At 68.8% G+C, this 25364-nt stretch carries 27 protein-coding genes; 13 read left to right on the forward strand and 14 right to left on the reverse strand.

Annotation, left to right across the window (positions count from 1 at the left end):
• Positions 1-45 precede the first annotated feature (45 nt).
• The 3 genes from CVV72_RS09060 to CVV72_RS09070 are packed head-to-tail and all read right to left on the reverse strand — an operon-like array spanning position 46 to position 2286.
• The gene (locus CVV72_RS09060) at positions 46-939 is read right to left on the reverse strand and encodes an aminoglycoside phosphotransferase family protein (RefSeq protein ID WP_219151995.1); all 894 of its coding nucleotides are present in this window, start codon (positions 937-939) and stop codon (positions 46-48) included.
• Positions 924-1706: an SCO1664 family protein gene (locus CVV72_RS09065; protein WP_219151996.1), complete on the reverse strand. Its 783-nt coding sequence runs from the start codon at positions 1704-1706 to the stop codon at positions 924-926. The genes CVV72_RS09060 and CVV72_RS09065 overlap by 16 nt, the downstream gene beginning before the upstream one ends.
• A 4-nt stretch (positions 1707-1710) precedes the next feature.
• Positions 1711-2286, reverse strand: a complete 576-nt coding sequence (locus CVV72_RS09070; RefSeq protein ID WP_034306761.1) for a DUF3090 domain-containing protein — start codon at positions 2284-2286, stop codon at positions 1711-1713.
• Between the two features lie 131 nt (positions 2287-2417).
• On the opposite strand from CVV72_RS09070, the gene CVV72_RS09075 reads away from it, so the two are divergent.
• The 4 genes from CVV72_RS09075 to CVV72_RS09090 all read left to right on the forward strand — a co-directional run bounded on the left by CVV72_RS09075 (position 2418) and on the right by CVV72_RS09090 (position 6430).
• A complete protein-coding gene (locus tag CVV72_RS09075; protein WP_219151997.1) occupies positions 2418-4358 on the forward strand; it encodes a prolyl oligopeptidase family serine peptidase in 1941 nt (646 codons plus the stop codon).
• On the forward strand, positions 4355-5242 hold the full coding sequence (locus CVV72_RS09080; protein WP_219151998.1) for an LD-carboxypeptidase: 888 nt from the start codon (positions 4355-4357) through the stop codon (positions 5240-5242). Before CVV72_RS09075 ends, CVV72_RS09080 begins: the two co-directional genes overlap by 4 nt.
• Before the next feature lie 48 nt (positions 5243-5290).
• Positions 5291-5917, forward strand: coding sequence for a bifunctional 2-polyprenyl-6-hydroxyphenol methylase/3-demethylubiquinol 3-O-methyltransferase UbiG (locus CVV72_RS09085; protein WP_219151999.1), 627 nt, complete (start codon positions 5291-5293; stop codon positions 5915-5917).
• Positions 5918-6013: 96 nt separating this feature from the next.
• Positions 6014-6430, forward strand: a complete 417-nt coding sequence (locus tag CVV72_RS09090) for a TIGR03668 family PPOX class F420-dependent oxidoreductase (protein WP_219152001.1) — start codon at positions 6014-6016, stop codon at positions 6428-6430.
• 144 nt (positions 6431-6574) lie between these two features.
• On the opposite strand, the gene mptB is transcribed toward CVV72_RS09090, so the two are convergent.
• From mptB to CVV72_RS09120, 6 genes are all read right to left on the reverse strand, one after another.
• Complete coding sequence (mptB, locus tag CVV72_RS09095; protein ID WP_219152003.1) at positions 6575-8137, reverse strand: polyprenol phosphomannose-dependent alpha 1,6 mannosyltransferase MptB; 1563 nt, start codon at positions 8135-8137, stop codon at positions 6575-6577.
• A 14-nt stretch (positions 8138-8151) separates the two neighbouring features.
• Positions 8152-9822: an ABC transporter ATP-binding protein gene (gene nikE, locus CVV72_RS09100; RefSeq protein WP_219152005.1), complete on the reverse strand. Its 1671-nt coding sequence runs from the start codon at positions 9820-9822 to the stop codon at positions 8152-8154.
• Positions 9819-10724, reverse strand: a complete 906-nt coding sequence (locus CVV72_RS09105; protein ID WP_219152007.1) for an ABC transporter permease — start codon at positions 10722-10724, stop codon at positions 9819-9821. The genes nikE and CVV72_RS09105 overlap by 4 nt, the downstream gene beginning before the upstream one ends.
• Entirely contained in the window at positions 10721-11752 is a 1032-nt protein-coding gene (locus CVV72_RS09110; RefSeq protein ID WP_219152009.1) for an ABC transporter permease, read from the reverse strand. Before CVV72_RS09110 ends, CVV72_RS09105 begins: the two co-directional genes overlap by 4 nt.
• A gap of 8 nt (positions 11753-11760) precedes the next feature.
• Entirely contained in the window at positions 11761-13545 is a 1785-nt protein-coding gene (locus CVV72_RS09115) for an ABC transporter substrate-binding protein (protein ID WP_219153886.1), read from the reverse strand.
• Positions 13546-13937: 392 nt separating this feature from the next.
• Positions 13938-15728, reverse strand: a complete 1791-nt coding sequence (locus CVV72_RS09120; RefSeq protein ID WP_255632609.1) for a hypothetical protein — start codon at positions 15726-15728, stop codon at positions 13938-13940.
• A gap of 111 nt (positions 15729-15839) precedes the next feature.
• Between CVV72_RS09120 and CVV72_RS09125 the strand changes: the two genes are divergently transcribed.
• The 3 genes from CVV72_RS09125 to CVV72_RS09135 are packed head-to-tail and all read left to right on the forward strand — an operon-like array spanning position 15840 to position 17559.
• The gene (locus CVV72_RS09125) at positions 15840-16196 is read left to right on the forward strand and encodes a hypothetical protein (protein ID WP_219152012.1); all 357 of its coding nucleotides are present in this window, start codon (positions 15840-15842) and stop codon (positions 16194-16196) included.
• Entirely contained in the window at positions 16193-17416 is a 1224-nt protein-coding gene (locus CVV72_RS09130) for a hypothetical protein (protein ID WP_219152013.1), read from the forward strand. Before CVV72_RS09125 ends, CVV72_RS09130 begins: the two co-directional genes overlap by 4 nt.
• On the forward strand, positions 17413-17559 hold the full coding sequence (locus CVV72_RS09135) for a hypothetical protein (protein ID WP_219152016.1): 147 nt from the start codon (positions 17413-17415) through the stop codon (positions 17557-17559). Before CVV72_RS09130 ends, CVV72_RS09135 begins: the two co-directional genes overlap by 4 nt.
• Here the strand turns inward: CVV72_RS09135 and CVV72_RS09140 are convergent, their stop codons facing one another.
• From CVV72_RS09140 to CVV72_RS09145, 3 genes are read right to left on the reverse strand one after another with little or no spacing between them, the layout of a single operon-like run.
• Positions 17560-17847 carry a hypothetical protein gene (locus tag CVV72_RS09140; RefSeq protein ID WP_255632610.1) on the reverse strand — a complete coding sequence of 96 codons (288 nt, stop codon included), beginning with the start codon at positions 17845-17847 and terminating at the stop codon, positions 17560-17562.
• Positions 17844-18008 (reverse strand): hypothetical protein, encoded by a 165-nt coding sequence (locus CVV72_RS41550; RefSeq protein WP_255632611.1) that lies wholly within the window; start codon positions 18006-18008, stop codon positions 17844-17846. Before CVV72_RS41550 ends, CVV72_RS09140 begins: the two co-directional genes overlap by 4 nt.
• Entirely contained in the window at positions 17998-18564 is a 567-nt protein-coding gene (locus tag CVV72_RS09145) for a TetR/AcrR family transcriptional regulator (protein ID WP_219152017.1), read from the reverse strand. Before CVV72_RS09145 ends, CVV72_RS41550 begins: the two co-directional genes overlap by 11 nt.
• Positions 18565-18657: 93 nt before the next feature.
• On the opposite strand from CVV72_RS09145, the gene CVV72_RS09150 reads away from it, so the two are divergent.
• On the forward strand, positions 18658-18942 hold the full coding sequence (locus CVV72_RS09150; RefSeq protein WP_219152019.1) for an antibiotic biosynthesis monooxygenase: 285 nt from the start codon (positions 18658-18660) through the stop codon (positions 18940-18942).
• Complete coding sequence (locus tag CVV72_RS09155) at positions 18939-19517, forward strand: DUF2867 domain-containing protein (RefSeq protein ID WP_219152020.1); 579 nt, start codon at positions 18939-18941, stop codon at positions 19515-19517. Before CVV72_RS09150 ends, CVV72_RS09155 begins: the two co-directional genes overlap by 4 nt.
• A gap of 46 nt (positions 19518-19563) precedes the next feature.
• Here the strand turns inward: CVV72_RS09155 and CVV72_RS09160 are convergent, their stop codons facing one another.
• Complete coding sequence (locus CVV72_RS09160) at positions 19564-20010, reverse strand: helix-turn-helix domain-containing protein (RefSeq protein ID WP_219152021.1); 447 nt, start codon at positions 20008-20010, stop codon at positions 19564-19566.
• 89 nt (positions 20011-20099) lie between these two features.
• Between CVV72_RS09160 and CVV72_RS09165 the strand changes: the two genes are divergently transcribed.
• The 4 genes from CVV72_RS09165 to sigJ all read left to right on the forward strand — a co-directional run bounded on the left by CVV72_RS09165 (position 20100) and on the right by sigJ (position 24124).
• Positions 20100-21281, forward strand: a complete 1182-nt coding sequence (locus CVV72_RS09165) for a thiolase family protein (RefSeq protein WP_219152022.1) — start codon at positions 20100-20102, stop codon at positions 21279-21281.
• Positions 21278-22357, forward strand: coding sequence for a (4Fe-4S)-binding protein (locus CVV72_RS09170; protein ID WP_219152024.1), 1080 nt, complete (start codon positions 21278-21280; stop codon positions 22355-22357). The genes CVV72_RS09165 and CVV72_RS09170 overlap by 4 nt, the downstream gene beginning before the upstream one ends.
• Positions 22358-22387: 30 nt before the next feature.
• Positions 22388-23173 carry a tyrosine-protein phosphatase gene (locus CVV72_RS09175; protein ID WP_255632612.1) on the forward strand — a complete coding sequence of 262 codons (786 nt, stop codon included), beginning with the start codon at positions 22388-22390 and terminating at the stop codon, positions 23171-23173.
• A gap of 63 nt (positions 23174-23236) precedes the next feature.
• Positions 23237-24124 carry an RNA polymerase sigma factor SigJ gene (sigJ, locus tag CVV72_RS09180; RefSeq protein ID WP_219152025.1) on the forward strand — a complete coding sequence of 296 codons (888 nt, stop codon included), beginning with the start codon at positions 23237-23239 and terminating at the stop codon, positions 24122-24124.
• Between the two features lie 72 nt (positions 24125-24196).
• Here the strand turns inward: sigJ and CVV72_RS09185 are convergent, their stop codons facing one another.
• Positions 24197-25276, reverse strand: coding sequence for a glycoside hydrolase family 5 protein (locus CVV72_RS09185; protein WP_219152026.1), 1080 nt, complete (start codon positions 25274-25276; stop codon positions 24197-24199).
• Positions 25277-25364 lie beyond the last annotated feature (88 nt).

The raw sequence follows: 25364 nt of genomic DNA on the forward strand, positions 1-25364 counted from the left end.
CAGCGGCCATCCGCCGTCCCGCCGACGTCGATCGCGGACTCAGGTTCACCGGCAGAATGACAGCATCGCGTCGACGAACGGGGTCCGTTCACCCCGCTCCAGCGGGCGCATCACGAACAGCGGAGCGAGCGCGACACACCACGCGCGCACTCGTCCGGCGTCGAAACCCGGCAGATGCGGGGCGATCGCGTCGAAGCCGTCTTCGAGCGTTCCGCCGTCGCGCATCGGCAAGGTGACCCAGTCCGCGAGATCGAACGACGGGTCACCGACGCTCGGGCGCGGGTCGATCGCGACCGCTCCCCGCCCGGGCCCGCCGTCGAGGACGTTGCCCGGATGCAGGTCGCCGTGCACGATCGCGTTCCCTCCCCCGCCGGTCGCGAGTTCGAGCGCCCGCGACCGCGCGCGATCGAGGGTCTCCAGCGAGAGCGTGGCCTCGGCCACCGAGCCGCGCAACCCGCGCTCGGCGAGCCGGTACATGAAGACGACACGGTCTTCCAGCGACGGGAAATCCGACGGCGGGGTCACCGAGTGGAGCTGAGCCAGCAGGTCGCCGACCTCGGCCCACGGGACGTTCGCCCCCGCCTCCAGCAGCTGCGTACCGGGATCGATGCCCTCCAGCAGGATCGCCCCGGCGGCGAGCTCCGTATCGAGCACCTGCACGACCCGCGAACAGCCGTCCCACGCCCGTAACGCGGCGGCTTCCGACGCGGCGATCGTGTGATCCGGGGTCAGCTTGAGAACCTTCGTCAGGCCGTCGTCCCCGTGGCAGATCAAGGTCCGGCCGGTGTTGCCCGGCTTCGCGTCGACGACGGTGAGACCCCACCGAGCGGCCAGCCGCGCCACGAGAGCGGGCAGCTCGTCACACCACGCCCCGACGTCCTCGCCGAATCGCTTGACCAGACGAGCACGCGCCTCGTCATCGATCAGAACAGCGGCCACGGGATGGCTCGCCAGTCGTCGCCCGGCTCGGGGAAGACCCCTTCCGCCAAAAGCAGATCGGTCCGTTCGGCCAGCGCGCGGATCTCGAAACCGGTGAGGTGCTCGCCGAGCGCGTCCCCGAGTTCCCCGTCCAGCCGCTCGCGAAGGCCGCGCAGCTTGGCGACCTCGGCATCGGTCAGCCGCTCACCGATCCAGCCCCAGAGCACCGTCCGCAGCTTCGGGTCGGTGTGCAGGCAGATCCCGTGATCCACGCCGTAGATCCGGCCGTCCGCACCGGCGAGCACATGGCCGCCCTTGCGGTCGGTGTTGTTGACCACGATGTCGAGCACGGCCAGCTCCCGCATGCCCTGCCGGTCCGCGTGCGCGAGCACCGCCGGTTCGCCGTCGCGATCGTGCGCGTGCAGCACGACACGCCAGCCTTCCGGCAGCCCCTCCGGCGACCGGACGTCGACGAGCTCCTCGTCGGTGGTCTCGATCCACAGCTGCACCATGCCGGGCCCGAACGGCCCGTCACGCAGCACCGTGGGCGGGATCGCGCCCAATCCCGAGGCTTCGGCGACCATGGCCGTCGCGACCTCGCGGCCCGCGAGCGTCCCGTCCGGGAAATCCCACAGCGGCCGCTCGCCGGAAACCGGCTTGTACACGACGTTCCCGGTGACACCGTCGAGCTCGATCGCGCAAAAGAGCGTGACGTTGGAGGCGTCGACGAGCCTGCCTTCGACGTCGATCTTGCCGCGCGTCACCAGCTCCCGCGAAGACTCCTCCACGTCGTCAGTCCTCGAGGACGTCGACGTCGCGCCGGTACCCGTTCTGGCGCGGGCAGATATGACCCGCCGGGTCGAGCGGTTCCGCGCACAGCGGGCACGGCTTGCGGCCGGCGTTGACCACCCGGTCCGCTCGTTCCGCGAACGCGCGCGCCGCGCCAGGACTCAGGAAGACGCGAACGGCGTCCGGCCCTTCTTCGGTGTCGTCCAGAACGACCGTTTCGTCCACCTCGCCCTCCGTCATCGCGAGCAGCTCGATGACGACGGCCTTGCTCTCGGCGTCCCAGCCGAGTCCCATCGTGCCGACGCGGAACTCCTCCTCGACCGGAACGGTCAGGGGGTCGACGTCGAGGAGCTCTTCGGGCGCGTCGTCGGGTACGTCCGCGCCGAACCTGCTGGCGACCTCTTCCAGCAGCGAGCCGAGCCTCTCGGCCAAGACCACCACCTGCTGTTTTTCGATCGTCACACTGATCGTGCGGACGTCCTCGGACGCCTGGAGATAGAACGTGCGGTCGCCGGGCTCACCGACGGTTCCTGCGACGAACCGGTCGGGCTGGCGGAAGACGTGGATTACGCGAGACATGGCACCTTTGACACTAGGCCACGGCCCCATGATCGGCATCCGCCGCCCCAAGGTTCAGCCCAGGGCGAAACCGCCGCGCCCCGGGCCGCCCCGGGCCGTCCTGGGCAAAGAGCCGAACCTAGTCTTCAACCGTGGTTGAGATCGCCCCTTACGGCACCTGGACGTCTCCCCTGTCGGCCGCCGCCGTCGCGGCCTCGGGAGACAGCGCGCAATGGCTCGACACCGTGGGAAACGACGTCTGGTGGGCCGAAGCGAGAACCGGTGAAGGCGGCCGCGTGACCCTCGTGCGGTCCCGCGCCGACGGCACGGTCGAAGACGTCCTTCCCGCTCCATGGAGCGCCCGGAACCGCGTCCACGAATACGGCGGCCGGCCCTGGCTCGTCCTCGACGACGTCCTGGTCTTCACCCACTGGGCGGACCAGCGCGTCTATCGCCGCGACCTGACCACCGGCGAGACCACACCGCTGACCCCGGAACCCGCGACCCGGCACCAGATCCGCTACAGCGACCTACGGCCCGGCCGCACCGGCGAAGTGTGGCTGGTCCGCGAGCGCAGCACCGGCCCCCGGCGCGTCGACATCGCCCGCGATCTCCTCGCGGTCCCCCTCGACGGCGGCCCGGCACGAGTCCTGACGGCGAGCCATCACTTCCTCACGGCGCCGCGGCTTTCGCCCGATGGCACCCGCGCGGCGTGGATCGGCTGGAACCACCCCGCGATGCCTTGGGACGGCACCGAACTGTGCATCGCCGAACTCGACGAGCACGGGACGTTCGGACCACACCGTGTGCTCGCCGGCGCGGCGGACATCTCCGTCTGCCAGGTCGAATGGGAGTCGGCCGACAGTCTGCTGGCGTTGCTCGACCCGGACGGCTGGTGGAATCTGCACCGCGTCGGGCTCGACGGCGACATCACGAACCTCGCCCCGGCCGAACAGGAGATCGGCGGCGCGCAGTGGAAACTCGGCACGCGCTGGTTCACCCCGCTCGGTGACGGCAGGTTCGCCGTCATCGCGTCGGGCAAGCTCGCCATCCTCGACGAAGCGACGCGGGAAGTGACCCCGGTGACGACGGCCGCCGACCTGACCGCGTGGTCCATCAACGGTTTCGCCGTCCACGGAAACGGCATCGTCGGCGTCGCGGCGGGCCCGAAGCGTAAAGGTGCCGTCGTGAAAGTCGGCCTCGACGACGGGACGGTGACCGAACTCGCCGCGGTACCCGAATCGCCCTCGCCCGCCTACCTGTCGACCCCCGTGGAACGGACCTTCGAAACCCAGGACGGCGAAAGGATCCCCGCCTTCGTCCATCTCCCCGCGAACGCCGGCTTCGCCGCGCCGGACGGCGAACTGCCTCCACTGCTCGTGTACCCGCACGGCGGGCCGACCGGCCGGGACAGTGCGGTGCTCGACTACGAGATCGCCTACTTCACCAGCCGCGGCATCGCCGTCGTCACGGTCAACTACGGCGGCTCGACGGGCTACGGACGCGCCTACCGGGAACGGCTGCGCGAACAGTGGGGCGTCGTCGACGTGGCCGACTGTGTCACCGTCGCCGAAGCCCTCGCCGCCGAAGGCACCGTCGACGGTGACAGGCTCGCCATCCGCGGCGGCAGCGCGGGCGGCTACACCTCCGCCGCCTCGCTGACCACCACCACGACCTACCGCGCGGGCACCGTGATGTACCCGATCCTCGACCTCACCCAGTGGACCGGCGACGGCGGCGAGACGCACGACTTCGAGTCCCGCTACCTCGACGGGCTGATCGGGCCGCTGCCCGATGCCGAGCAGCGCTACCGGGACCGGTCGCCGATCAACAACGCCGGCACCCTCGCCGGCCCGCTACTGTTCCTGCAAGGGCTCGAGGACGAGATCTGCCCGCCCGAGCAGGCGGACCGGTTCGTCGCCGGGCTGGCAGGGCGCGGCATCGAGCACGCCTACCTGAGGTTCGAAGGCGAGCAGCACGGATTCCGGAAGGCGGAGACGATCGTGGCCGCGCTCGAAGCGGAGTTGTCGTTCTACGGCCAGGTCTTCGGCTTCGAGACACCCGGCGTACCGAAGCTCCGGTTGAGCCGGTGAGGCCACCCAAGACGCGCCTCGGTGACACGATCGCCTTGGTCGCCCCGGCGGGACCGGTCCCGCCGGACCTCGTCGAGAAGGCCCTGCCGGTGCTCCGCGGATGGGGTGCCGAAGTCCACGTCGGTGACTGCGTCCGCGCGACCTCCACCGGTTATCTGTCCGCCTCCGACGAGGCGCGGGCCGCCGAGTTCACCCGCGCCTGGCTGGACCCGCGAGTCACGTGCGTCCTCGCCGCCCGGGGCGGCTATGGCTCGCAGCGGATGCTCGACCTGCTCGACTGGACGGCACTGAAGGCGGCCGGACCCAAGACGTTCGCCGGATCGAGCGACGTCACGGCGCTGCACCGGGCGGTGAACGTCCACTTGGGACTGGAGACGCTGTTCTCCCCCATGCCCGCGACCACCCTGTTCGACGCGGTCGCCGCCGAGCACCTACGGCTGTCGTTGTTCGAACCCGAGACTGTGCGGCTGATCGCCTCACCGACTGCGTCGCCACTGGTGCCGGGCACCGCGACCGGGACGCTCGTCGGCGGCAACCTCGCCCTCCTGACAGCCGGCCTCGGCACACCTGAGCAGGGCTCGGGGCGCGAGGCGCTCGTGCTGCTGGAGGACGTCACCGAGAGCCTGTACCGGATCGACCGGATGCTGACCCAACTGCTGCGTTCCGGCTGGCTCGACGGGGCCCGGGGGTTCGTGCTGGGCTCGTGGAAGTCCTGCGGCGATCCGGACGCGATCCGAGCCCTGATGCTCGACCGCCTCGGCCCGCTCGGCGTGCCGATCGCCTGGGACTTCGGTGTCGGGCATGTCCCGGCGTCGCCGACCATTCCCCTCGGCGCGTGGGCCACCCTCGACGCCGACGCGGGCACCCTCCTGATTTTGCCGTAACAGCAACAGGACTTGCGGAACCGGCCGAGGCGGAGGCATCTTGCGGTCATGGATTCCACACAGCAGTTCTGGGAAGACTTCTACCGGGACAAGGATCAGGTCTGGAGCGGGAAGGCGAACCCGATCCTGGTGAACGAGGTCGCCGCGCTCACGCCGGGGACGGCACTCGATCTCGGCTGCGGCGAGGGCGGCGACGCCATCTGGCTGACCCGACAGGGTTGGCGCGTCACCGCCGTCGACATCTCGGAGGTCGCGCTCAAACGTGCCGCCGAGCACGCGGCCGAGGCCGGAGCGGAGGGCATCGTCTGGGAACGCCATGACCTGGCGAAGTCGTTCCCGGAAGGACATTTCGACCTTGTCTCCGCACAGTTCTTCCACTCCCCCGTCGCCGAGGACGGCGAGCGGGACAAGGCACTCCGCCGCGCCGCCGAAGCCGTCGCGCCGGGCGGCACGCTGGTGGTCGCCGGCCACGCGGGCTGGCCGACATGGATGGAAGAGCCACCGCACAAGGACGTCCACTTCCCGACGACGGCCGAGGTCCTCGAAACGCTGGCACTGGCCGACGGTGAATGGACGGTGGAGCGACAGGACCTGATCGCCCGCGACTTCCCTGGACCGGAAGGGCAGCAGGGAACACGTTCGGACAACGTGCTCCGCGTGCGGCGCTCGGGCTAGGCAGGCGGTTCTTGGCGGTGCGGGCGGTCCAGGGGCCGCCTGGGCGCGGAGACCGCGAACATGACTCTCAGGACAGCGCCTGGGTACCGTCACGGCATGCGGATGACGCCTGCCGAAGCCAGGTCCCGGTTCGAAGGCGAGCGGATAGCGAGGCTGGCGACGACGGATTCGGACGGCGTGCCTCACGTCGTGCCGGTGACGTTCGTTCTCGAAGGCGACTCGGTGGCGTTCGCGGTCGACCACAAACCCAAGAGCACCACGGCGTTGCGACGGCTCAAGAACATCGCGGAGAACCCGCTGGTCAGTTTTCTGACCGACCACTACGACGAGGACTGGGCCGGACTGTGGTGGGCCCGGGCGGACGGTGTCGCCCGGGTGCTGACCGATCCCGACGAGCAGGCGCTGCCGGTGCGGCTGCTACGGGAGAAGTATCCGCAGTACGAGACGCAGCCTCCACCGCATGCCGTGGTGAGCACGCTCGTTCACGCATGGAGCGGATGGCGTGCTTCTTGAGCTTTTTTGGCTTGTTGCCGTTCCACGGCAACAAGCCCAATGCCATGCCGTATAGGTCGTTATACACTTAGGTGATCGAGCGAAGTCCGTGAAGGCCTCCTTAAGGGACTCTGGGTCCCTCAAGGGGCCCTTCACGGACTCAGATCACGACGAGCGAGGAGCCTCGGCGGGCAGGAACTGCTCCACCGGCTTCCCCCGCCAAGCGGCGACGACCCCGAGCGGATCCGGCCGCAGCAGCGAAGCGGCCGCGTACACGCTCGCCGCGACGACGCCGGCCATGAACCACCAGTCGTACAGGGCCTGCTCCCCCGTCGGGTAGTAGACCAGCGTCACGAACACCGACACCGCGACGACGACCGCCAGGTTCCGGCGGCGCCATTCGAAGGCGGACAGGACCACGAAACCCCAGGTCAGGTACCACGGCAGCGAGGGCGGCGGGACGATGGCGCCGGCCAGCAGCACGATCGCCATCCGGTGGATCGCCGGGTAGCCGCCGTCGCGGGCGAGCCACCACTGCCAGCCGGCGAAGACGAACAGGCCGACCATCGCGATCGCCCGGAACACGGTGACGAACGGCGAGACCTCGACGTCGATCACCAGGTTCACCAGCGAGTAGAAGATCTCGCCGATCCCGGTCGGGAAGTTCATCCAGTTCGCGATCAGCGTCGGCGCCTTGAGACCGGTCAGCCAGCCGAGGTTGACCGAACCGAGCGACAGCCAGGTCCCCGCGACGAACACCGGCAGGAAGATCCCGACCGACGCGGCGCCCGCGCGGAAGAAGTTGACCACCTTCCGGTCGCCGGGCAGGTGGTTCGCCCACACCCAGACGAGGAACGGCAGCGCCCACGCCGCGGTGGGTTTGATCAGCATGCCGATGGTGACCAGGACGATCGCGACGACGTGCTTGCGCTCCAGCGCGGCCAGCACGCCGACGGTGAGGAAGCCCAGCATCAGCAGGTCGTTGTGCGGTCCGCCGACGAGGTGGATCACGGTCATCGGGCTGGCGATGGCGAGCCACAACGTGATCGGCAGTTTGCCGCCGAGGTGCTTGACCAGCCGCGGTAGCGACCACAGCATCCCGACCAGGCCGATCATCAGGACCAGCCGGGTCGCGATGACACCGGCGATCATGTCGTTGCCGGTGACCGAGACGATCCCCTTGGCGACCAGCAGGAACAGCGGGCCGTACGGCGCGGGCGTGGTCTGCCACAGCGGGTGGACGTTCTGCACGACGTCCGGCAGCACGGTCAGTTCGGCCGGGCCGTTGGCGTACGGGTCGAGACCGTGCAACAGCTGCGCACCCTGCGCGAGATAGGAGAAGACGTCGCGGGTGAACAGCGGCGGCGAGACCAGCAGGGGCGCCATCCAGCAGGCGGCGGCGATGACGATCGGGCGGCTGCCGATCCGGCCCGCGAGCGCGTAGCGGCCCAGGCGGACCCACGCCCAGATGATCAGTGCGAAGCCCGTGTAGAGCATCACGTTGGCCAGGATGCGGCCATGGCCGTAGCGGATCCACGACAGCGGTCCGTGCCCCAGGATCGGGTCACGGATGAGGATTCCACCGGCGCCGAGCGCCGCCAGCATCAGCAGCGTGCTGCCTATGGTGCCCATCGCGATGGTGCGGTACGGGAACCGGGAAGGCACCCGGAGCCGCTCGCCGAGGGAACCGGCCGAGGGCGTCTGCTGGGGGTCTGTAGTGGTCGCCATTTCGAGATTGGAGGTTACACACCGCGCCTGTGCGAGTGCGCGGCAATGGGTGTTTCCCGCGCGGTGCCACCGGGCAGCGCGGCGAGCAGCGACTTCGTGTAGTCGTGTTTCGGGTCCAGCAGGACCTCCTCCACGGTACCGACTTCCACCAGCTCCCCGCGATACATCACGGCCACCCGGTCGGCGATGTTCCAGGCCAGCCCGAGGTCGTGGGTGATCACCAGCCCGGCGAGACCCAGCTCACGCCGCAGGCGCAGCAACAGCGCGAGGATCTCCCCTCGCACCGACGCGTCGAGCGAGGCCACCGGTTCGTCGGCGACGATCACGCCGGGATCCAGCGCGAGCGCGCCCGCGATGACGACCCGCTGCCGCTGCCCGCCGGACAGCTCGTGCGGGAGCCGGTCGAGGAACTTCTCCGCGGGCCGTAGCTCGGCCGCTTCGAGGGCCTTCGTGACGATTTCGTGCTCGTTCGCGCTCATTCCGTGGATGCGCGGGCCTTCCGCGACGGCCTCGTAGACCGTGTGGTTCGGGTTCAGGGCGCTCGTCGGGTCCTGCAGCACCAGCTGGACCTGCCGCCGGTACGCCTTGAGCCCGGCGCCGCCGAGCGGGACCGGCTTGCCGTCGTACCGCACCGCTCCCGAATCGGGTTTCTGCAGCCCGAGCAGCGTCCGGGCCAGCGTCGTCTTGCCGGAACCGGACTGGCCGACGAGTGCGACGATCTCGTCCTTCCGCACCTGCAGGCTCACCCCGGCGACGGCGTTGATCCTCTTGCCGGTGCGGTCACGGAAGCTGACGCGCAGATCCTCGGCTTCCAGCAACGCCGGCTGGTCGCCACTGCGTTCCGGTTCGGGCGGCAGCGGCGTGCTGGTCGCGGGCGCGAAACGGGCCACCGGATCCCCGACGGTCGGGAACGCGGCCGCCAGCGCCTTGCTGTGCTCGTGCCGCGGCGCGCTCATCAGCTCGGCGCTCGGCCGCTCCTCGACGATCTCGCCGTCGTACATCACCGCGATCCGTCGGCAGGTGGCGGCCAGGACCGACAGGTCGTGGCTGATCATGATCAGCCCGATCCCCTGTTCGGCGACCAGCCTGCCCAGCAGGTCGAGCACCTGCGCCTGGACGACGACGTCGAGCGCGGTCGTCGGCTCGTCCGCGATGATCAGCCGCGGCGAACAGGCGAGCGCCATCGCGATCATGACCCGTTGCTTCTGGCCGCCGGACAGCTCGTGCGGGTACGCCCCCGCACGGCCGGGCGGCAGGTCGACCTGTTCGAGCAGCTCCGAAACCTTCGCCTGGACTTCGCTGTCCGAAAGCGCCTTGCCACCGGGCGGGTGCAGGCGGATCGGCTCCGCTATCTGCTCACCGATCTTCCGGACCGGGTTGAGCGCGTGCATCGCGCCCTGGAACACGACCGAAGCCTCGGCCCAGCGCACCGCGCGCAGCCTGCCCCATTTCATGGCCGTGACGTCTTCGCCGTCCAGCAGGATCTCCCCGCTGACCTTCGCCGAACGCGGAAGCAGCCGCAGCACGCTCATCGCGACCGTCGACTTCCCCGACCCCGACTCCCCCGCGACGCCGAGGGTGTCGCCGGATTCGAGCACGAGGTCGACCCCGCGGACGGCGGCGACCTCGCCGCCACCGGTGGCGTACCTGACGCCGAGGTTCTTCAGTTCCAGCAAGGGGCTCATGAGTGCTGTCCCTTCAGGCGCGGGTTCAGCACGGTCTCCAGCGCGCGTCCGACGAGGGTGAAGGCGAGGACGACCACGACGATCGCGACGCCCGGTGGCAGCAGGTTCCACCAGGCGCCCTTGCTGATCGCGCCGTTGTTCAAGGCGGTCTGCAGCATGGCTCCCCAGGAGACGGTGTTCGGATTGCCGACGCCGAGGAACGCCAGCGTCGCGTCCGCGATGACCGCGTTGCCCACCACGAGCGTGGTGTTGGCCAGCACGAGCGGCATGACACCGGGAAGGACGTGCTTGCCGACGATGTGCAGGTGCCCGCCGCCGAGCGCTTTCGCTCGCTCGATGTACGGGCGGCCCTCGATCGTGAGGGTCTGCGCGCGGACCAGACGCGCGGTGCTGGGCCAGGCGGTGACGCCGATCGCGATGATCACCGTCATCGTGCCCTGATCCAGCACCGAGGCCAGCGCCACGGCCAGGACGAGCGACGGCAGCACCAGGAAGAAGTCCGTGAACCGCAGCAGCAGCCCGGACAGCCAGCCGCCGAAATGCGCGGCCGCGATCCCGATGACGGTGCCGATCAGCACCGAGAGGAACGCCGCCGAGAAGCCGGTGAGCAGCGAGATCCGCGCCCCCCAGAACGTCATCAGCAGCACCGAACGGCCGTCGATGTCGGTGCCCAGCCAGAACTCCCCGCTCGGCGGGTCCAGGGAGGTGCCTTCGGCCTTGGTGACGTCGAGACCGGACTCGTCCGAGATCACCGGCGCGAGGATGGCCAGCAGCGTGAGGACACCGAGGAAGACCAGCCCGAAGACGCCCGCCTTGTTCGTCGTGAACTCGTGCCAGCGCTTCGCCACGGCCTCACGGCGGCGGCGCCAGACGATCGAACCGGGTTTTTCCGCTGTGGTCATGCCGTCCGCACCCTGGGGTCGAGCACGCGGTAGAGCAACTCCGCGAGCAGGTTCATCAGCACCACCGCACCCGCGAGGGTGACGAAGACTCCTTGCAGGACAGGCAGATCAGGCCCGCGGAGCGCTTCGTAGAGCAGCTGCCCGAGCCCCGGCCAGCTGAACACGGCTTCGACCGAGACCGCGCCCGAGACCACCATGCCGAACTGCATGAAGACCAGCGTCACCGTCGGGAGCAGGGCATTGGGCACGGCGTGCCGCTTGCGGACGAGGTCGTCGCGCAGACCCTTGGCCCGTGCGGTGGTGAGGTAGTCCGAATTCATCTCGCCGATCAGGGACGACCGCATGACCAGCATGTACTGCGCGTAGAACACCACCAGCAGGGTCACGCACGGCAGCACCAGATGGTGGAGCACGTCGAGCCCTTCGCTGAAGAAGCCCGGCTCGACATCCGGGGAATGCATGCCCCGGCTGGGAAAGAGGCCGTTGGTGGCCACCAGCAGCATCAGCCCCAGCCAGAACTGCGGAACCGACCAGAGCGTCAGCGCGATCCCGGTCTGGACCTTGTCGAACCTGCTCCCCCGGCGCCAGCCCGCGCGGACGCCGAGCCACAGGCCGAGCGCGACGGCGAGCACGGTCGCGCTGCCGACCAGCAGGATCGTCGGCCACAACCGCTCGCTGACCATGTCGAACACCGGACGCCGCTGCAGGTACGAGACGCCCATGTCGCCCTGGAGCAGGCCGACGACGTAGTCCCAGAACTGTTGCAGCAAGGGCTTGTCCACGCCCATCTGCGCACGCAGTTCCGCCATCATCTTCGGGTCGGTCGGCCGGTCGCGGACCATGAACCGCACGGGATCGCCGGGCAGCGTCCGGAACAGGAAGAACCCCAGCACGACGACGAGCGCGAGGCTCGCCAGCGCGCCGCCGATCTTGGAGAGCACGAACCGGGCGGTGCCGGTCCCGCCCCGGCGCTCGTCGGGATCACCGAGCGCCGGGGGCTTTTCGAGGGAACTGAGTGCTTCGGTCAACGCGGTCCTTACTCCCGGTCGTCGGCCGACTTGCCGCGCCGCCCGAGCAGCACGCCGCCACCGACGAGCACCACGAGCACGACCGCGCCGATGCCGATCCACAGGCCGGTGTTGCTGCTTTCCTCGGCACCGGCCGCGGCCGCGTCGGCCGGAGTGGCGCCGTAAACGCCCCAGTATCCGGACTGCTCGAGGATCGCGCCGTCGGGCTGCGGCTGCTTGGTGAACGAGGAGAACTTGTCCGACCGGTAGGCCTCGAGCACGTTGTCGTAGTCGAGGACGACGTCGACGTACTCTCCCGCCAGCACCGCCTGCGCCTGCTTGACGAGCTCGGCGCGCTTCGCCGGGTCGAACTCGGTCAACTGCTTCTTGTACAGGTCTTCGTAGCGCGGGTCGCAGAAGAACGTCGCCGAGCTGCCGCCGTTGCCCTCGGCGTTCGGGCGGCCGGCGCAGGTGTTCAGGCTGAGGGCGTAGTCCGGGTCGGGCGAGGTGCCGTAGCCGGAGATCGCGAGGTCGTAGTTGCCCGCGGTGGTGCGGTCGTCCAGTTCGTCGTCGGAGACGAGCTCCTGCTTGACGCCGATGCCGACGTCCTTGAGCCAACCGCTGACGAATTGCGCGACCCGCTGGTCGAACGGCCGGTTCGCGTGACCGGCGAGCCGGAACTCCAGCTTCGCGCCGCCGGGGGCCACGCGGATGCCGTCCGCGCCCTTGGCGTAGCCGGCCTTGTCGAGGGTGGCGTTCGCGGCCGCGATGTCGAACTTGGTCTTCTCCGCGTCCGACGGGGTCCAGGTGTAGGCCTTGTAGATCGCCGGAACGACACCGGTCCCGGGCTGGCCGTACCCGTTCATCACCTTCTGGACGATGGTCTCGGTGTCGATGGCCTGCGCGATCGCCTTGCGGACGCGGACGTCCTTCAGGATCGGGTTGCCGTCACCGATCGGCTGGTCGAGGACGTTCTTGACGCCGAAGTTGAGGATGAGCTCGTTGTACCGGCGGCCCGGCGCCTTGTTCGTGGTGATGTTCTTCTCGCCCTTGAGCGCGTCGAACTGCGTCGGCGTGAGCCGGTTGATGACGTCGACCTCGCCCTGCTTCAGCGCGTTGACCGCGGCCTCGGCGTCCTTGAACTGCAGCAGCTGCAGCTCGTCGACCTTGGGCGCCCCGCGCCAGTAGTCCTTGTTCGCCTTGAACTTCACGAACTCGTTCTTCTTGTACTCGGTCAGCAGATACGGTCCGCTGCCGACGCCGACCACGGCCAGGTCGTCGGTCGAGGGGGCGTTGAGATCCTTGATCGGCTCCCAGATGTGCTTGGGCACGATCGGGACGTCGAGCGCCGTCATGGTCGCCTGCGGGGCCTTGGTCTTGATGACGAGCGTCTTGTCGTCCGCCGCCGACACCGAGGCGAAGTTGGTGACGTAGCTGCCGTTCGCGGTCCGGGCGTTCTCGTCGTCGAGCATCCGCTGGAAGGTGAACGCGGGGTCCTGCGCGGTGATCGGCTTGCCGTCGGACCATTTCATCCCCTGGCGGATGGTGAAGGTCCAGGTGAGCTTGTCGTCCGAGGTCTTCCACGACTCCGCGATCCCGCCCGTGGGCTGGGTGTCCTCGGCCGAGGGCAGGGTCAGGAACTCGTAGTTGAACCGGCCCACCTGTGTCGACGCCGCCAGCTGGGCGGTGAAGGGGTTCAGGTGGTCGATGCCGGTCGTGAGCGCCACCCGGAGGACCTTGCCCTGCTGCTGCGCCGCCGCGGCGGGCACGAAAGGCACCGTCGCGACCGCCGAAGCGGCAAGGACCGCGACCACGCGAAGACCGCGCCGTCGCCTGGGAAAACGCTCTGTGCGCACGAAGACCACCCCATCGAAACTCGCTGTGACCCAACCCCCGAGGCGGAAAAGTAACCACATGTCGCGGTAACCGCGCAATGACTCGCCAATACCGATCGTGCACGGCGGATGCCGTCGCGTGGTCGACAGCTACTTTACGTCTCGCCGACATTGCACTGTGTCACCGTTTCGGCGCGCGAACCGGCACCACGTGCGGTGTTCTGGGTATTCAAGGGAAGCGGGCTTGCAAAAGCCTTGCGCGCGATGATGCCCAATCGATACGTGCGACGAAGTGAGAGCAAAGCGTTTCGTCCTCTGAACGCGGTAGTTGCACACGCAAGTACCGCGTCCAGAGGACGAAACGCGAGGCGTCAGCCGACCGAGACCTCACGTCGGCGCGCCGTGGCCGCGGCCGCGTAGAGCCAGGCGAACAGTGCCCACATACCGGCGAAGATGAGCCCGACGGTCACGTAAGCGATCGTCCACAGCACGGCGGGCGTGTCCGACTTCCGTTCGCGTTGGAGGAACTCGATCTCCGACATGAACGGGCGGGTGCCGGACGTCGCGTCGATCGACGGCGCGTTCGCGGCCGGGTCGGCGGGCGCGTAGATCGGGGCGAGCCCCATCACCCGGCTCGGGACGTGCACGCGGATCCCGGTCTTCCACTGGCCGAACACCGGCAACGGCTGGACGGTGCGGTACACCCCATCGCCGATCTTCTCCAGCGGCGCGGTGAAGAAGTCACCGCCCTGCCAAGCGAAACCGTTGAGCCACACGGCGTCGTCGGCCAGGTCCGGCCGCGAGATCGTCACGGTCGCGTCGACCCAGCGGGGCGTGCCGCCGCCGTGCGGGTTCGAGATCGGCAGCCCGGTCGCGGACTCGGTCAGCCGGATGTCGGCGGTGAACCCCGGTTCCGGATCCTGTGGGACGGCGACCGCCGACATCAGGGCGACCGCGCCCAGCGCGCCGACGAGCCCGACCGCGTGACGAGGTCCCGCCGCGGGCACCCGCGTCGCCGTCTCCTCCACTCGCTGGTACTGCCAGACGCCGAGGAACGCACCAGCCAGCGCCGCGCCGGTCCCGAACAGGACGAACAGCGGCAGATGAGCGGCAGGCCAGGGGTTCGGCATCAGCCAGTGGGTGAACGCCGCCTCGGCGAGCATTCCGGCCGTTCCCACGAGCAGACCGGCGACAGCTGCGAACGCGTAACCCTGCCGGTTGCGCATCGCGAGGGCTACGACCTCGATGATCAGCGCTTCGGCGACGTACGGCAGCAGCGAGGCCACGTGCAGGTCGGCGAACAGCGGGATGACGGCGAACGAAGCACGGGAGGCGAGGAAGACCGCGAGCACGATCAGCGCGCCGCCCGGCCCCCAGGACAGCCGCCCGTAGGTCAGTGTCCAGGCACCGATCAGGCCGACGAGCACGACCTGCGACAGCATCGGGAACTGCGGGACGCCGAGGTCGAACTCCATCAGGAACGCCGAAGCACCCATCATCCAGGCACCGGCGAGCACCGGGCCGAGCAGACGCACGACCGGCCCGGTCGCGCCGACCTGCCGGGCCTCGCCGAGCAGCAGTTGCAGGCCCAGCACGACACAGACGCCGCCGCCGATCATCAGGACGTGCGTCGGCCCCCATTCGGTGACGTCCTGGCCGAACAGGCGGTGCCACACGTCGTCGAGCGGGAACCCGGCGATGCCGACCAGGCCGGTCGCCATCATCTGGATGGATCCCATCGGCGCCCGCCAGTGCGGGCCGATCTTGAACGTGCGCTTGGGCAGATCCTTCGTCGCGAGGGTCGCGCTGAGCACGCCGCTGGCGAAGATGCCCATCAGTCCGAAGTAGATCGGGTAATGCGACGGGTTCGCGAGCGGCCCTTCGTCGCGGCCGAGCTCCATGTGGATCGGCACGTCCCAGTAGACACCGATCAGCGCCGACATCCCGGAGAGGAAGGCGACGAACATCGGCAGCGCCGCCCAGCGCGGCAGACCGCTGAATTCACCCATCCAGTCGGCGACCCGGCCGAATACCGTCCGCTTCCCCGCGCGCTCGCGGAGCACGAAAAGGGCCAACGGCAGGAAGACCGCGGTGAACATCAGGCCCGCGATGACGATCTGCCCGATTTGCGCGCCGCCGGCAGGCGGGCTCTCCTGAGCCATGAACACCGTTCTCGCCTTCCTGCTAACCTAAGTAACTGTTACCTTGGGGTAACACGATAGGCGCAAGGTCCCGGCCGGGCAAGCCGGGGCGTACGACTTGGAGGCACCTCGATGCGGAGGATCGGCGCGATCACCGTGGCCGCACTGCTGGCCGTGACCGGCTGTTCGGGATCGACCGGTTCCGAACAGGCGCCGGGCACCGGCACCCGGACCGTCAAGTTCTCGATCACCGAGGGCAAGCGCACGGCGGGACCCGAGGAGGTCGCGGTACGCACCGGCGAGAACGTCGCGCTCGAAGTCACTTCGGACCAGCCGGACGAACTGCACGTCCACGGCTACGACAAGGCCGCCCAGCTGTCACCCGGCGTCCCGGGGACGGTCGCCTTCACCGCGAACATCGACGGGATCTTCGAGGTGGAACTGCACAAGAGCGGCGCGGCGGTGACCAAGCTCCGGGTGAGCGGATGATCCTCGCGCACGGTCTCGGCGGCCGGTCCGATCTGCCGGTTCCGCTGTGGCTCGCGCTCTACGCGGGAGCGGCGGCCGTCGTGGTCTCGTTCTTCGCGCTCACCGTGCTCTGGAAGGAGCCGAAACTCCGCGGCGCCGACGCCGGCCGCCCCCTCCCCCTCGCCCTGCAACGGTTCGTCGACGGCGGGTTCTCGCGGATCGTGGCGCGCGTGCTCGGCGTGGCGCTGTTCGCGGGTTTTCTCGCCATGGCGTGGGCGGGTCCGGACAACTCGGCCGACAACCCGGCACCGGCATGGTTCTACGCCTGGTTCTGGGTCGGCTTGGTCCCGCTTTCCCTCTTGTTCGGCCCGGTCTGGCGGCGACTGAATCCACTGAGGACGATCGCGGCACTGATCCCTGCCCGACGACGCGAACTCCCGGACCGGCTGGGTTACCTGCCCGCGATCGTCGGTCTCCTGGCATTTCTTTGGCTGGAACTCGTCTTCCCGCATTCGGACTCGCCGCGAGCGATTGCCCTCTTCGTCACCGTATATGCCGTTATACATATCGCTCTCGGTGGGGTGTACGGACCGCGCTGGTTCGACCACGGTGATGCCTTCGAGGTCTACGCGCGCCTGATCGCGGCCCTCTCCCCGTTCGGCAGGCGGGCAGATGGGCGCCTGGTGATCCGGAATCCGCTGGACGGCCTGCTCACCATCTCCCCCGCGCCTTGGCTGACCGCGCTGGTGCTGGTGGTGCTCGGCTCGACGGCGTTCGACGGCCTCACCCGGCTTCCGTTCTGGACGTCGCTGGACGCCGGGGTTCTCGGCGGCACCGCCGGGCTCGCGGCCTGCGTCGCGCTCACTTACGGCGCCTACGCCGGCGCCATCAGCCTCACCAGGCCGTATCTGCGCCGCGGGTTCGATCCCTATCCGGCGTTCGCGCCCTCGTTGATTCCGATCATGGTCGGCTACACGGTCGCGCATTACTTCTCGTTCGCCGTGTTCTCCGGGCAGCAGGGATTCGGCCGGGCGATCGACTACACGGTCGTGTCGGCAGGTGTGATCGCGCTGGTGCAGATCGCCGGGATCGTCGCCGGGCACGTGCTGGCCGTAACCTCGGCCCATGACCGTTCCGTCGGCGTGCTGCGCGCGAACTACGTCAAGGTGGGCCAGTACCCCATGCTGGCGCTGATGATCGGCTACACCGCGCTCGGGATCGCGCTGGTCTCCGGCTCATGACCATCGCGGCGCGGGTGATGATGATGCACCAGGGCGGCTGGGACGAGATCCTCATCTTCGTCGGCCCCGTGGTGATCATCGGGCTGCTCGTCTACGTCGCGCGCAAGCAGGTCCCGACGACACCCGAGGAAGAGGACGAGTAGTCATTCGAGCGGGACGTAGTCGCCACCGGCCTTCGCCGCCGCGAGATCGGGATATGTGGACGCGCCGCCTATGAAGCGGCCCTGCACGACGCGGACGTAGGAACCGTCCAGGGGGAAGACGAGCACGAACTTCGCTCCGTCGTTCCCGCGTAGGACGGCTCTCTTCCTCAGGTTGTCGAGGAATTCGATGATGTCGTTTTCGATCTCCCCCGCGAACTCGCGGTGCTTTTCCTGCGACAGGTCGTACAGATCGGTGTCGATGTCGTAGGTGGCGCGTGTGCCGGTCACGGGGTCGACCGCTTCGAAGGCCAGCCGAGCCACCGGCGCGGCTCGACGTCCACGACGGCCTGCCAGATCGATCCGTCGAGCTGCCACCTGAATTCCGCGACCTTCACCGCCTGAAGCTCGTGCAGGAAGACCAGGAGCCGGTGGCCCGCCTCAGCTCCCATGACCGGGCCCGCCGCCGAGCAGGAGTGCCCCGGCCAGTTCGGTGACCTCGTCCCGAGTGCGGCCACCGTGGTCGGCGGCCATGAAGTGCTTGCCGATCAGGAGCGAGAACGCGAGCAGGCAGCGGGCCTCGACCTCGTCCTCGTCGGCGAAGATCTCGCGCATGAGGGACCGCAGGTAGTCCATCCGCTGGTTGTCGACCCGCCGCAACCGCTCGGCCACCGCCGGGTCGCGCCGCGCCCAGTCCCGGATGGCCAGGTCGATCGGCAGCAGACGATCGCCGGCGAGCAGGCCCGCGCGCCGGATCTTCGCCCTGGCGTCACCGCCTTCACTCTCGACGCTCTCGAAGAGCAGGTCGGTGCTCATCCGTTCCCAGGTGGCGAGCATTCCCTCCAGTAGCGCGCCCCGATCGGCGAAATGGCCGTAGAACCCGCCTTTGGTGACACCCAGGGCTTTCGCGAGTGCCTCGACGCGCACGGCGTCGGGGCCTCCGGCGGCGAGGGCGTGCAGCCCGGCGTCGATCCAGGCGCTCGGCGGGGTCCGGGTTTCGGCGGCCATGGGATCACCGTATCTCCCGTCACTCCGGCACCATGAAGACGATATATACGCTACCGTATAGATGGCGGAAGTTCACTGGGAGGAACAACGACGATGACTGTCGGATTCGTGGCCACGCACTACCCGCACCCCGATCATCACGACGAATTCGTCTCACGCGTCCGGCGAGTCGCCGACGTCTTGCGCTCCACTCCGGGCTGTCTCGCCGCCGAATGCTGGATCACCGCCGCGGGCGACGCCGTGGTGTCGATCGTGCGCTGGGAATCCGAGGCGGCGCAGGCGACCTCGATGCGGGCCCTGGGCTCGGCGGACGTGGACGTCGCCTTCGACGACCGCGAAGTCCGTCCGCGCGAGATCGTCCAGCTGGTGTCGGCATGAAACTCGCGAGCACGGCCCACACCGTCCGCTCGTGGCGGATCCACGAAATCGCCGGGGACTTCGACCTCGAAGACGTCTGGGCACTCGATACACCCGGCGGGCCGGACGATTTCGGCAAGCTGGTGAAGCAGTTCTCGTCGGGGAATTTCCCGGATGGGGCACCACTGCCCGTCCGGGCGCTGTGGGCGCTGCGCTGGAAGCTCGGCGGCCTCCTCCGGCTGGACGAACGGGATTCCGGCCTCGACACCCGGGTGGGCTCGCTCCGCGGCAGGCTGCCGGAGGACCTCCACGACACACCCACCGGCCCGGACGAGGACTGGCTGCCGTTCACCCCGCTGTACCGGCTCGACGACGAATTCGCCGCCGAAATGGCGAACCGGACCATGCACGGCGTCCTGCACATCGCCTGGGTCGAGGACGGGCAGGGCGGGTATCGCGGTCAGATGGCGGTACTGGTCAAACCCAACGGGTTGTTCGGCCGGGTGTACATGGGCTTCATCAAGCCGTTCCGGTACCTGATCGTCTATCCGGCGCTCATGCGGATGATCGCGCGGGAATGGGCTGCCCGCTCCTGAAACCGACCTCGTGAGTGGTCAGGACGGTTCTAACCGTCCTGACCACTCACGAGGCCTTGGTGCGCCGGCTGCTCCGCACCAGCGTCATATCCTTCTCCCGCACCGGTTCGCGGCAGTGCGCGCACACGGTCTCCGGCGCGAGGACCTCGCCGCACGAATGCCGCCACACCGTCGGCGGCGGGCCCTCCGTGACGTACGCGTCGCCCCAGGCCATGAGGTTCAAAAGCACATGGTTGAGCGCGTGCCCGGCGTCGGTGAGCACGTACTCGTAGCGCGGCGGATGCTCCTCGTAGAGCCGTTTTTCGAGGATTCCCGTCTCGACGAGTTTCCGCAGCCGCGCGGTCAGGATGTCCCGGCTCGCCCCCGTGTTGCGGACGATCTGGTCGAACCGCCGCGCACCGAAGAACACTTCGCGCAGCGCGAGCAGGCTCCAGCGCTCCCCGATCACCTCCATCGCGTTGGCGATCGAGCAATCCCTCGGTCCTTCGGTCATGCGACCAGCGTAAACCCAGTGAGTCTTGATTTCCAACCCACTCGATGCCACAGTGGGTTGGAAATACCAACTCACCAGTGGAGGCAGCCGTGCACGACGCGGTCATCGTCGACGCCGTCCGTACCCCGATCGGCAAGGGCAAACCCGGTGGTTCCCTGCACGAGGTCCATCCGGTCCAGCTGCTCGCCCACACGCTGCAGGCCCTCGTCCGACGCAACGGCCTCGATCCGGAGCTGATCGACGACGTCATCGGCGGCGCGGTCGACCAGGTCGGCGAGCAGGCCCAGAACGTCACGCGGTGGGCGGCGCTCGCGGCCGGGCTCCCGGAAACCGTGCCCGCGACGACCGTCGACAGGCAGTGCGGGAGCAGCCAGCAGGCCGTGCACTTCGCCGCGCAAGGCGTGATGGCCGGCGCGTACGACGTCGTCATCGCCTGCGGCGTCGAGTCCATGAGCCGCGTCCCGATGTGGTCGAACGTCCTGCCGGGCACCGATCCGCTCGGCCCCGGCGTCGCCGCCCGCTACCCGGAAGGCCTGGTGCCCCAAGGGATCAGCGCCGAACTCATCGCCGCGAAATGGTCGCTCAGCCGCCACGCGATGGACGAGTTCGCGATGTCCTCGCACCGGAAGGCGGCGCGGGCGCACGAACTCGGGCGGTTCGCGAGCCAGATCGTGCCGATCGAGACACCGTCCGGCAGGGTGTCGACCGACGAGTCCGTCCGGCCGGGGACCGATCTCGAAACGCTCGCCAAGCTGCGCCCGGCGTTCCAGGATCCGGCCGTCGCCGCGCGATTCCCGCAGATCGACTGGTCGGTGACCGCGGGCAACAGCAGCCCGATCAACGACGGCGCCTCCGCCCTGCTCATCACCTCCAGCGAGACCGCCGCCAGGCTGGGCCTCCGCCCGCGCGCCCGCCTGCATAGTTTCGCCGTCACCGGCTCCGACCCGCTGCTCATGCTCACCGGCGTCATCCCGGCGACGGAGAAGGTGCTGCGGCGCGCGGGCCTGCGTCTGGCGGACATCGACCTCTTCGAGATCAACGAGGCGTTCGCCAGTGTCGTGCTGGCGTGGCAGCAGGAAACCGGGGCCGACCCGGCCAAGGTCAACGTCCACGGCGGCGCGATCGCGCTGGGCCATCCGCTCGGCGCGAGCGGGACGCGCCTGATGGGCACGCTGGTCAACGCGCTGCACCACCACGGCGCCCGCTACGGCCTGCAGGCGATGTGCGAAGGCGGCGGCCAGGCCAACGCGACCATCTTGGAGGCGTTGTGACCGGCAGGCTTCCCAAGAAGCTGACGGACCATCCGTCGGTGCGGGCGGTGCTCGCCGAACCGCGCGACAAGCCGTCTTCGGTGATCGACGCCGCCTGGCTCAAGGAGATCTGCCTCGCCGCCGGCGCCGACGACGCGGCCGCCGTCTCGCTCGACCATCCCGATCTGGCGGGCGAACGCGAGCACGTCGAGCGCGCCCTTCCCGGTACCAAGACCCTCGTCTCGCTGGTGGTGCGGATGAACCGGGACGACGTCCGCTCCCCTGCCCGCAGCGTCGCCAACCAGGAGTTCCACCGCACCGGCGAGATCATCAACGAGGCCGGGCACACGATCGTCCGGACGCTGCAGGACGCCGGATACCGCGCGATCAACCCGTCCGCGACGTTCCCGATGGAGATGGAGCACTATCCCGGCCGGATCTGGGTCGTCGCGCACAAGACGGTCGCCGTCGCGGCCGGCCTCGGCGCCATGGGACTGCATCGCAACGTCATCCACCCGAAGTTCGGCAACTTCGTGCTCCTCGCGACGTTGCTCGTCGACGCCGAGGTGTCCGCCTACGGCGAAGCCCTCGACTACAACCCTTGCCTGGAGTGCAAGCTGTGCGTCGCCGCCTGTCCGATCGGGGCGATCTCGAAGACCGGCGAATTCGACTTCCTCGCCTGTTCGACGCACAACTACCGCGAGTTCATGAGCGGCTTCACCGACTGGGCCCAGACCGTGGCCGAAAGCGAGGACGCCGCCGACTTCCGGTCCAGGGTGACCGACTCGGAGAACGTGTCGATGTGGCAAAGCCTCGCGTTCAAGCCGAACTACAAGGCCGCGTACTGCATGGCGGTCTGCCCGGCGGGCGAAGACGTGCTGGGCCCGTACCTCGAAGACCGTCGTGGCTTCCTCGGAACCGTCGTGAAACCGCTGCAGGACAAGGTGGAGACACTGTACGTGCGAGAAGGATCGACGGCGAAGGCCTACGCCGAACGCCGTTTCCCCCACAAACCGGTGAAGGAGGTCGACGGCGGCTACTCGCGAATGAACCAACCCGCGCGTCGCGCGTCGCTATACGCAGACCCAGCTGACTGACGATGTCATGGAGGACAGGGGGCCCGAACGATGAACACGAGCAGAGCAGTGTCCTGGGAAGGTTTCTTCAACACCAGGGACCTCGGCGGACTGCCGACCAGATCCGGCGCCACGACCGGCTATGGAGCCTTCTTCAGGGCAGCGGACCTTCGTTTCGTCACCGAAGCAGGTTGGGCACAAGCGCGTGAGTCCGGCGTCCGCACGGTCATCGACCTCCGCAACGCGGACGAGATCCGGCCTGCTGAAACCCCGTTCACGGCACAGGCGGGCTCGGCACAATTCGCCGCCACCCCGGAGGGCGCCACCACACCGGCCGGCATCGACCGGCTCGAAGTCCCGCTCGACGACATCGAGGACATCGAGTTCTGGCAGCACGTCAACCGTGAGGGACTCAACGGCACCCCGCTCTACTATCCCGGGTTCCTCCAGCGGAAGGCCCGGCGTTGCGCCGCCGTCATCAAGGCGATCGCCCACGCCGATCCCGGTGGAGTCCTGTTCCACTGTGGCGGCGGCCGGGACCGGACCGGGCTGATCGCGCTACTGCTGCTCGCGCTGGCCGACGTCGAACCCCGGGCGATCGCCGCGGACTACGCCATGTCCGCCGAAGCCCTCAAGGCTCTGTACGCCGCGATGGGAACCGCCGACCAGCAACCGTTCATCCAGGCCGCTCTCGCCGATCGGGGCACCACGGCCGAAGAAGCCGTCATCGCGACCCTCGACGGCTTCGATGTCGAGCAACACTTGCTCGACGCCGGTGTCACCGTCAGCGAACTCCACTGCGTTCGCAGCAGGCTCTTGGGTCTCCGCCCTCACTGAGCCTGTCACATCTTCGATCCCCCACGCGTCAGAGTCACGACTGATCGATGAAGGATGGGGACCGTGGACGAACACGACTGGCTGGCGCGGCGCTTCGAAGGGCACCGGACGCATCTGAGGGCGGTGGCGTACCGGATGCTGGGTTCGCTGAGCGAAGCGGACGATGCCGTGCAGGAGGCCTGGCTGCGGCTGAGCCGGTCGGACTCCGGCGCCGTGGACAACCTCGGCGGCTGGCTGACCACCGTCGTCGGCCGGATCTGTCTCGACATGCTGCGCTCACGCAAGTCTCGGCCCGAAGAGCCGGTCGGCGCGCAGCTCCCCGACCCGATCATCGGCCGTGAGGGCGGGATCGACCCGGAACACCAAGCTCTGCTGGCGGATTCGGTCGGGCTGGCGCTCCTGGTCGTGCTCGACACCCTGGACCCCGCCGAGCGGCTGGCGTTCGTCCTGCACGACATGTTCGCCCTGCCGTTCGACGAGATCGCGCCGATCGTGGGCCGGTCCTCCGCGGCGACCCGGCAGCTCGCCAGCCGGGCGCGCCGCCGTCTGCAGGGCTCACCGACGGTCCCTGACGCGGACCTGAGCCGTCAGCGGGAAGTCGTCGACGCGTTCTTCGCCGCCGCTCGGGGCGGCGACTTCGACGCGCTGGTTTCGGTGCTCGACCCGGACGTCATCCTGCGCGCCGAGGGCGGTGCCGCTCCGGCGGGTACGTCGCGTTTCGTGCGCGGGGCGGCCACGATCGCGAGTCAGGCGCTCATGTTCCGGGCGGCGGGCGAGGGCGGGGAGCTGCGGCCCGCACTGGTCAACGGCGCGGCCGGGATGGTGGTCACCAAGGACGGCGTCCCGACGACGGTCTTCGCGTTCACCGTCGTGGACGGCAAGATCGCGGCGATCGACATCCTCGCCAACCCGGACCGGCTCGCCGCGCTGGACTTCGAACCGCTCGGCTGAAATACCGGGAAAGGGTCGTTCAGGACGAAAGGCGTCCTGAACGACCCTTTCCCGCCATGCGCGCTGCCGGGATCAGGAGGTCGGGAAGTTGTCCGCGGTGCGGATGCGGTCCCGGATCCAGACACCGGCGGGCTTCAGCGGAGCCGTGCCGGTGAACGAGCTGCCCGAGCAGGTGCCCGGCTTGAACACCGCGCCCGAACGGCTGTCGTCGGAGAAGTTCCAGTTGGTCCAGCTGATCTTCTTCGACGCGAGGAAGTCGAGGTACTTCTGCGAGTTGGTGAAGTCGTTCCCGCCGTCACCGGTGGCGGTCTGGGTGCCGAACTCGGTCACGAACAGCGGGATCTTGCTCGCGGCGCGGCTCAGCGCGTTGAAGTACTCGGTCTTGTGCGACGCCGCGTAGAAGTGGAACGTGTACATGAAGTTGCTGGCGCGCACCGGGTTGTTGATGATGTCGGTCTCGTTGCGGCCGTCGGAGATGCCGAGCGAGCCCCAGCCGTGCGTGCCCACGAGCACGACGCCGTCGGCGTCCTGGGCGCGGATGACCGGGATCATCTGCTCCGCGTAGCTGCGCACCCGGTCCCAGCTGACGTTGTTGGGCTCGTTGGCGATGTCGTAGATGATGTTGGTCTTGTCCTTGTGCCGCTGGGCGATCTCGGTGAAGAACGTCTTGGCGCGGCTGAGGTTCGCGTTCGGGTCGCCGGGAGTGAGCTGGTGCCAGTCGACCAGGGCGTACATCCCGCGTTTGGTGGCCTCTTCGATGTACCCGTGCACCATGTCGGTGAACTTGCGCGGGTCGGTCTCGTAGCCGCCTTCCTGGATGTACATCGAGATCCGGAGGACGTCGGCCTTCCAGTCATTGGCCAGCGCGTCGAGCGAAGCGGTCTTCACGCACTGGCTGTACCACTGGATCCCGTGGGTGCTCATGCCTCGGAGCTGGATCGGCTTGCCGGCGGAGTTGCAGAGCTGGAGGCCGCAGACCTTCAGCTGTCCGTTGACCGCCGCCGGACTCCCCTGCGGCAGCGCGGCGGCTGCTTGCGTTGCGGGTTCTGCCGCGGTCTCGGTCGCCATCGACGTGCTCGCGGCCGCGACCGGGGCCAGCAGTCCGGCGGCCAGTGCGGCCGTCACCCGGAGACGGATCTTGTCCCAACGCATTCGGCTTCTCCTCTCGCGTCGACGGCGCCGTCGTTGGCGCGCCGACGGTCAGGGCGGCGGAGTTAAATAGGAAACTTTCCTTACTATT

The sequence above is a fragment of the Amycolatopsis sp. TNS106 genome, assembly GCF_019330265.1.
GTDB lineage: Bacteria > Actinomycetota > Actinomycetes > Mycobacteriales > Pseudonocardiaceae > Amycolatopsis > Amycolatopsis lurida.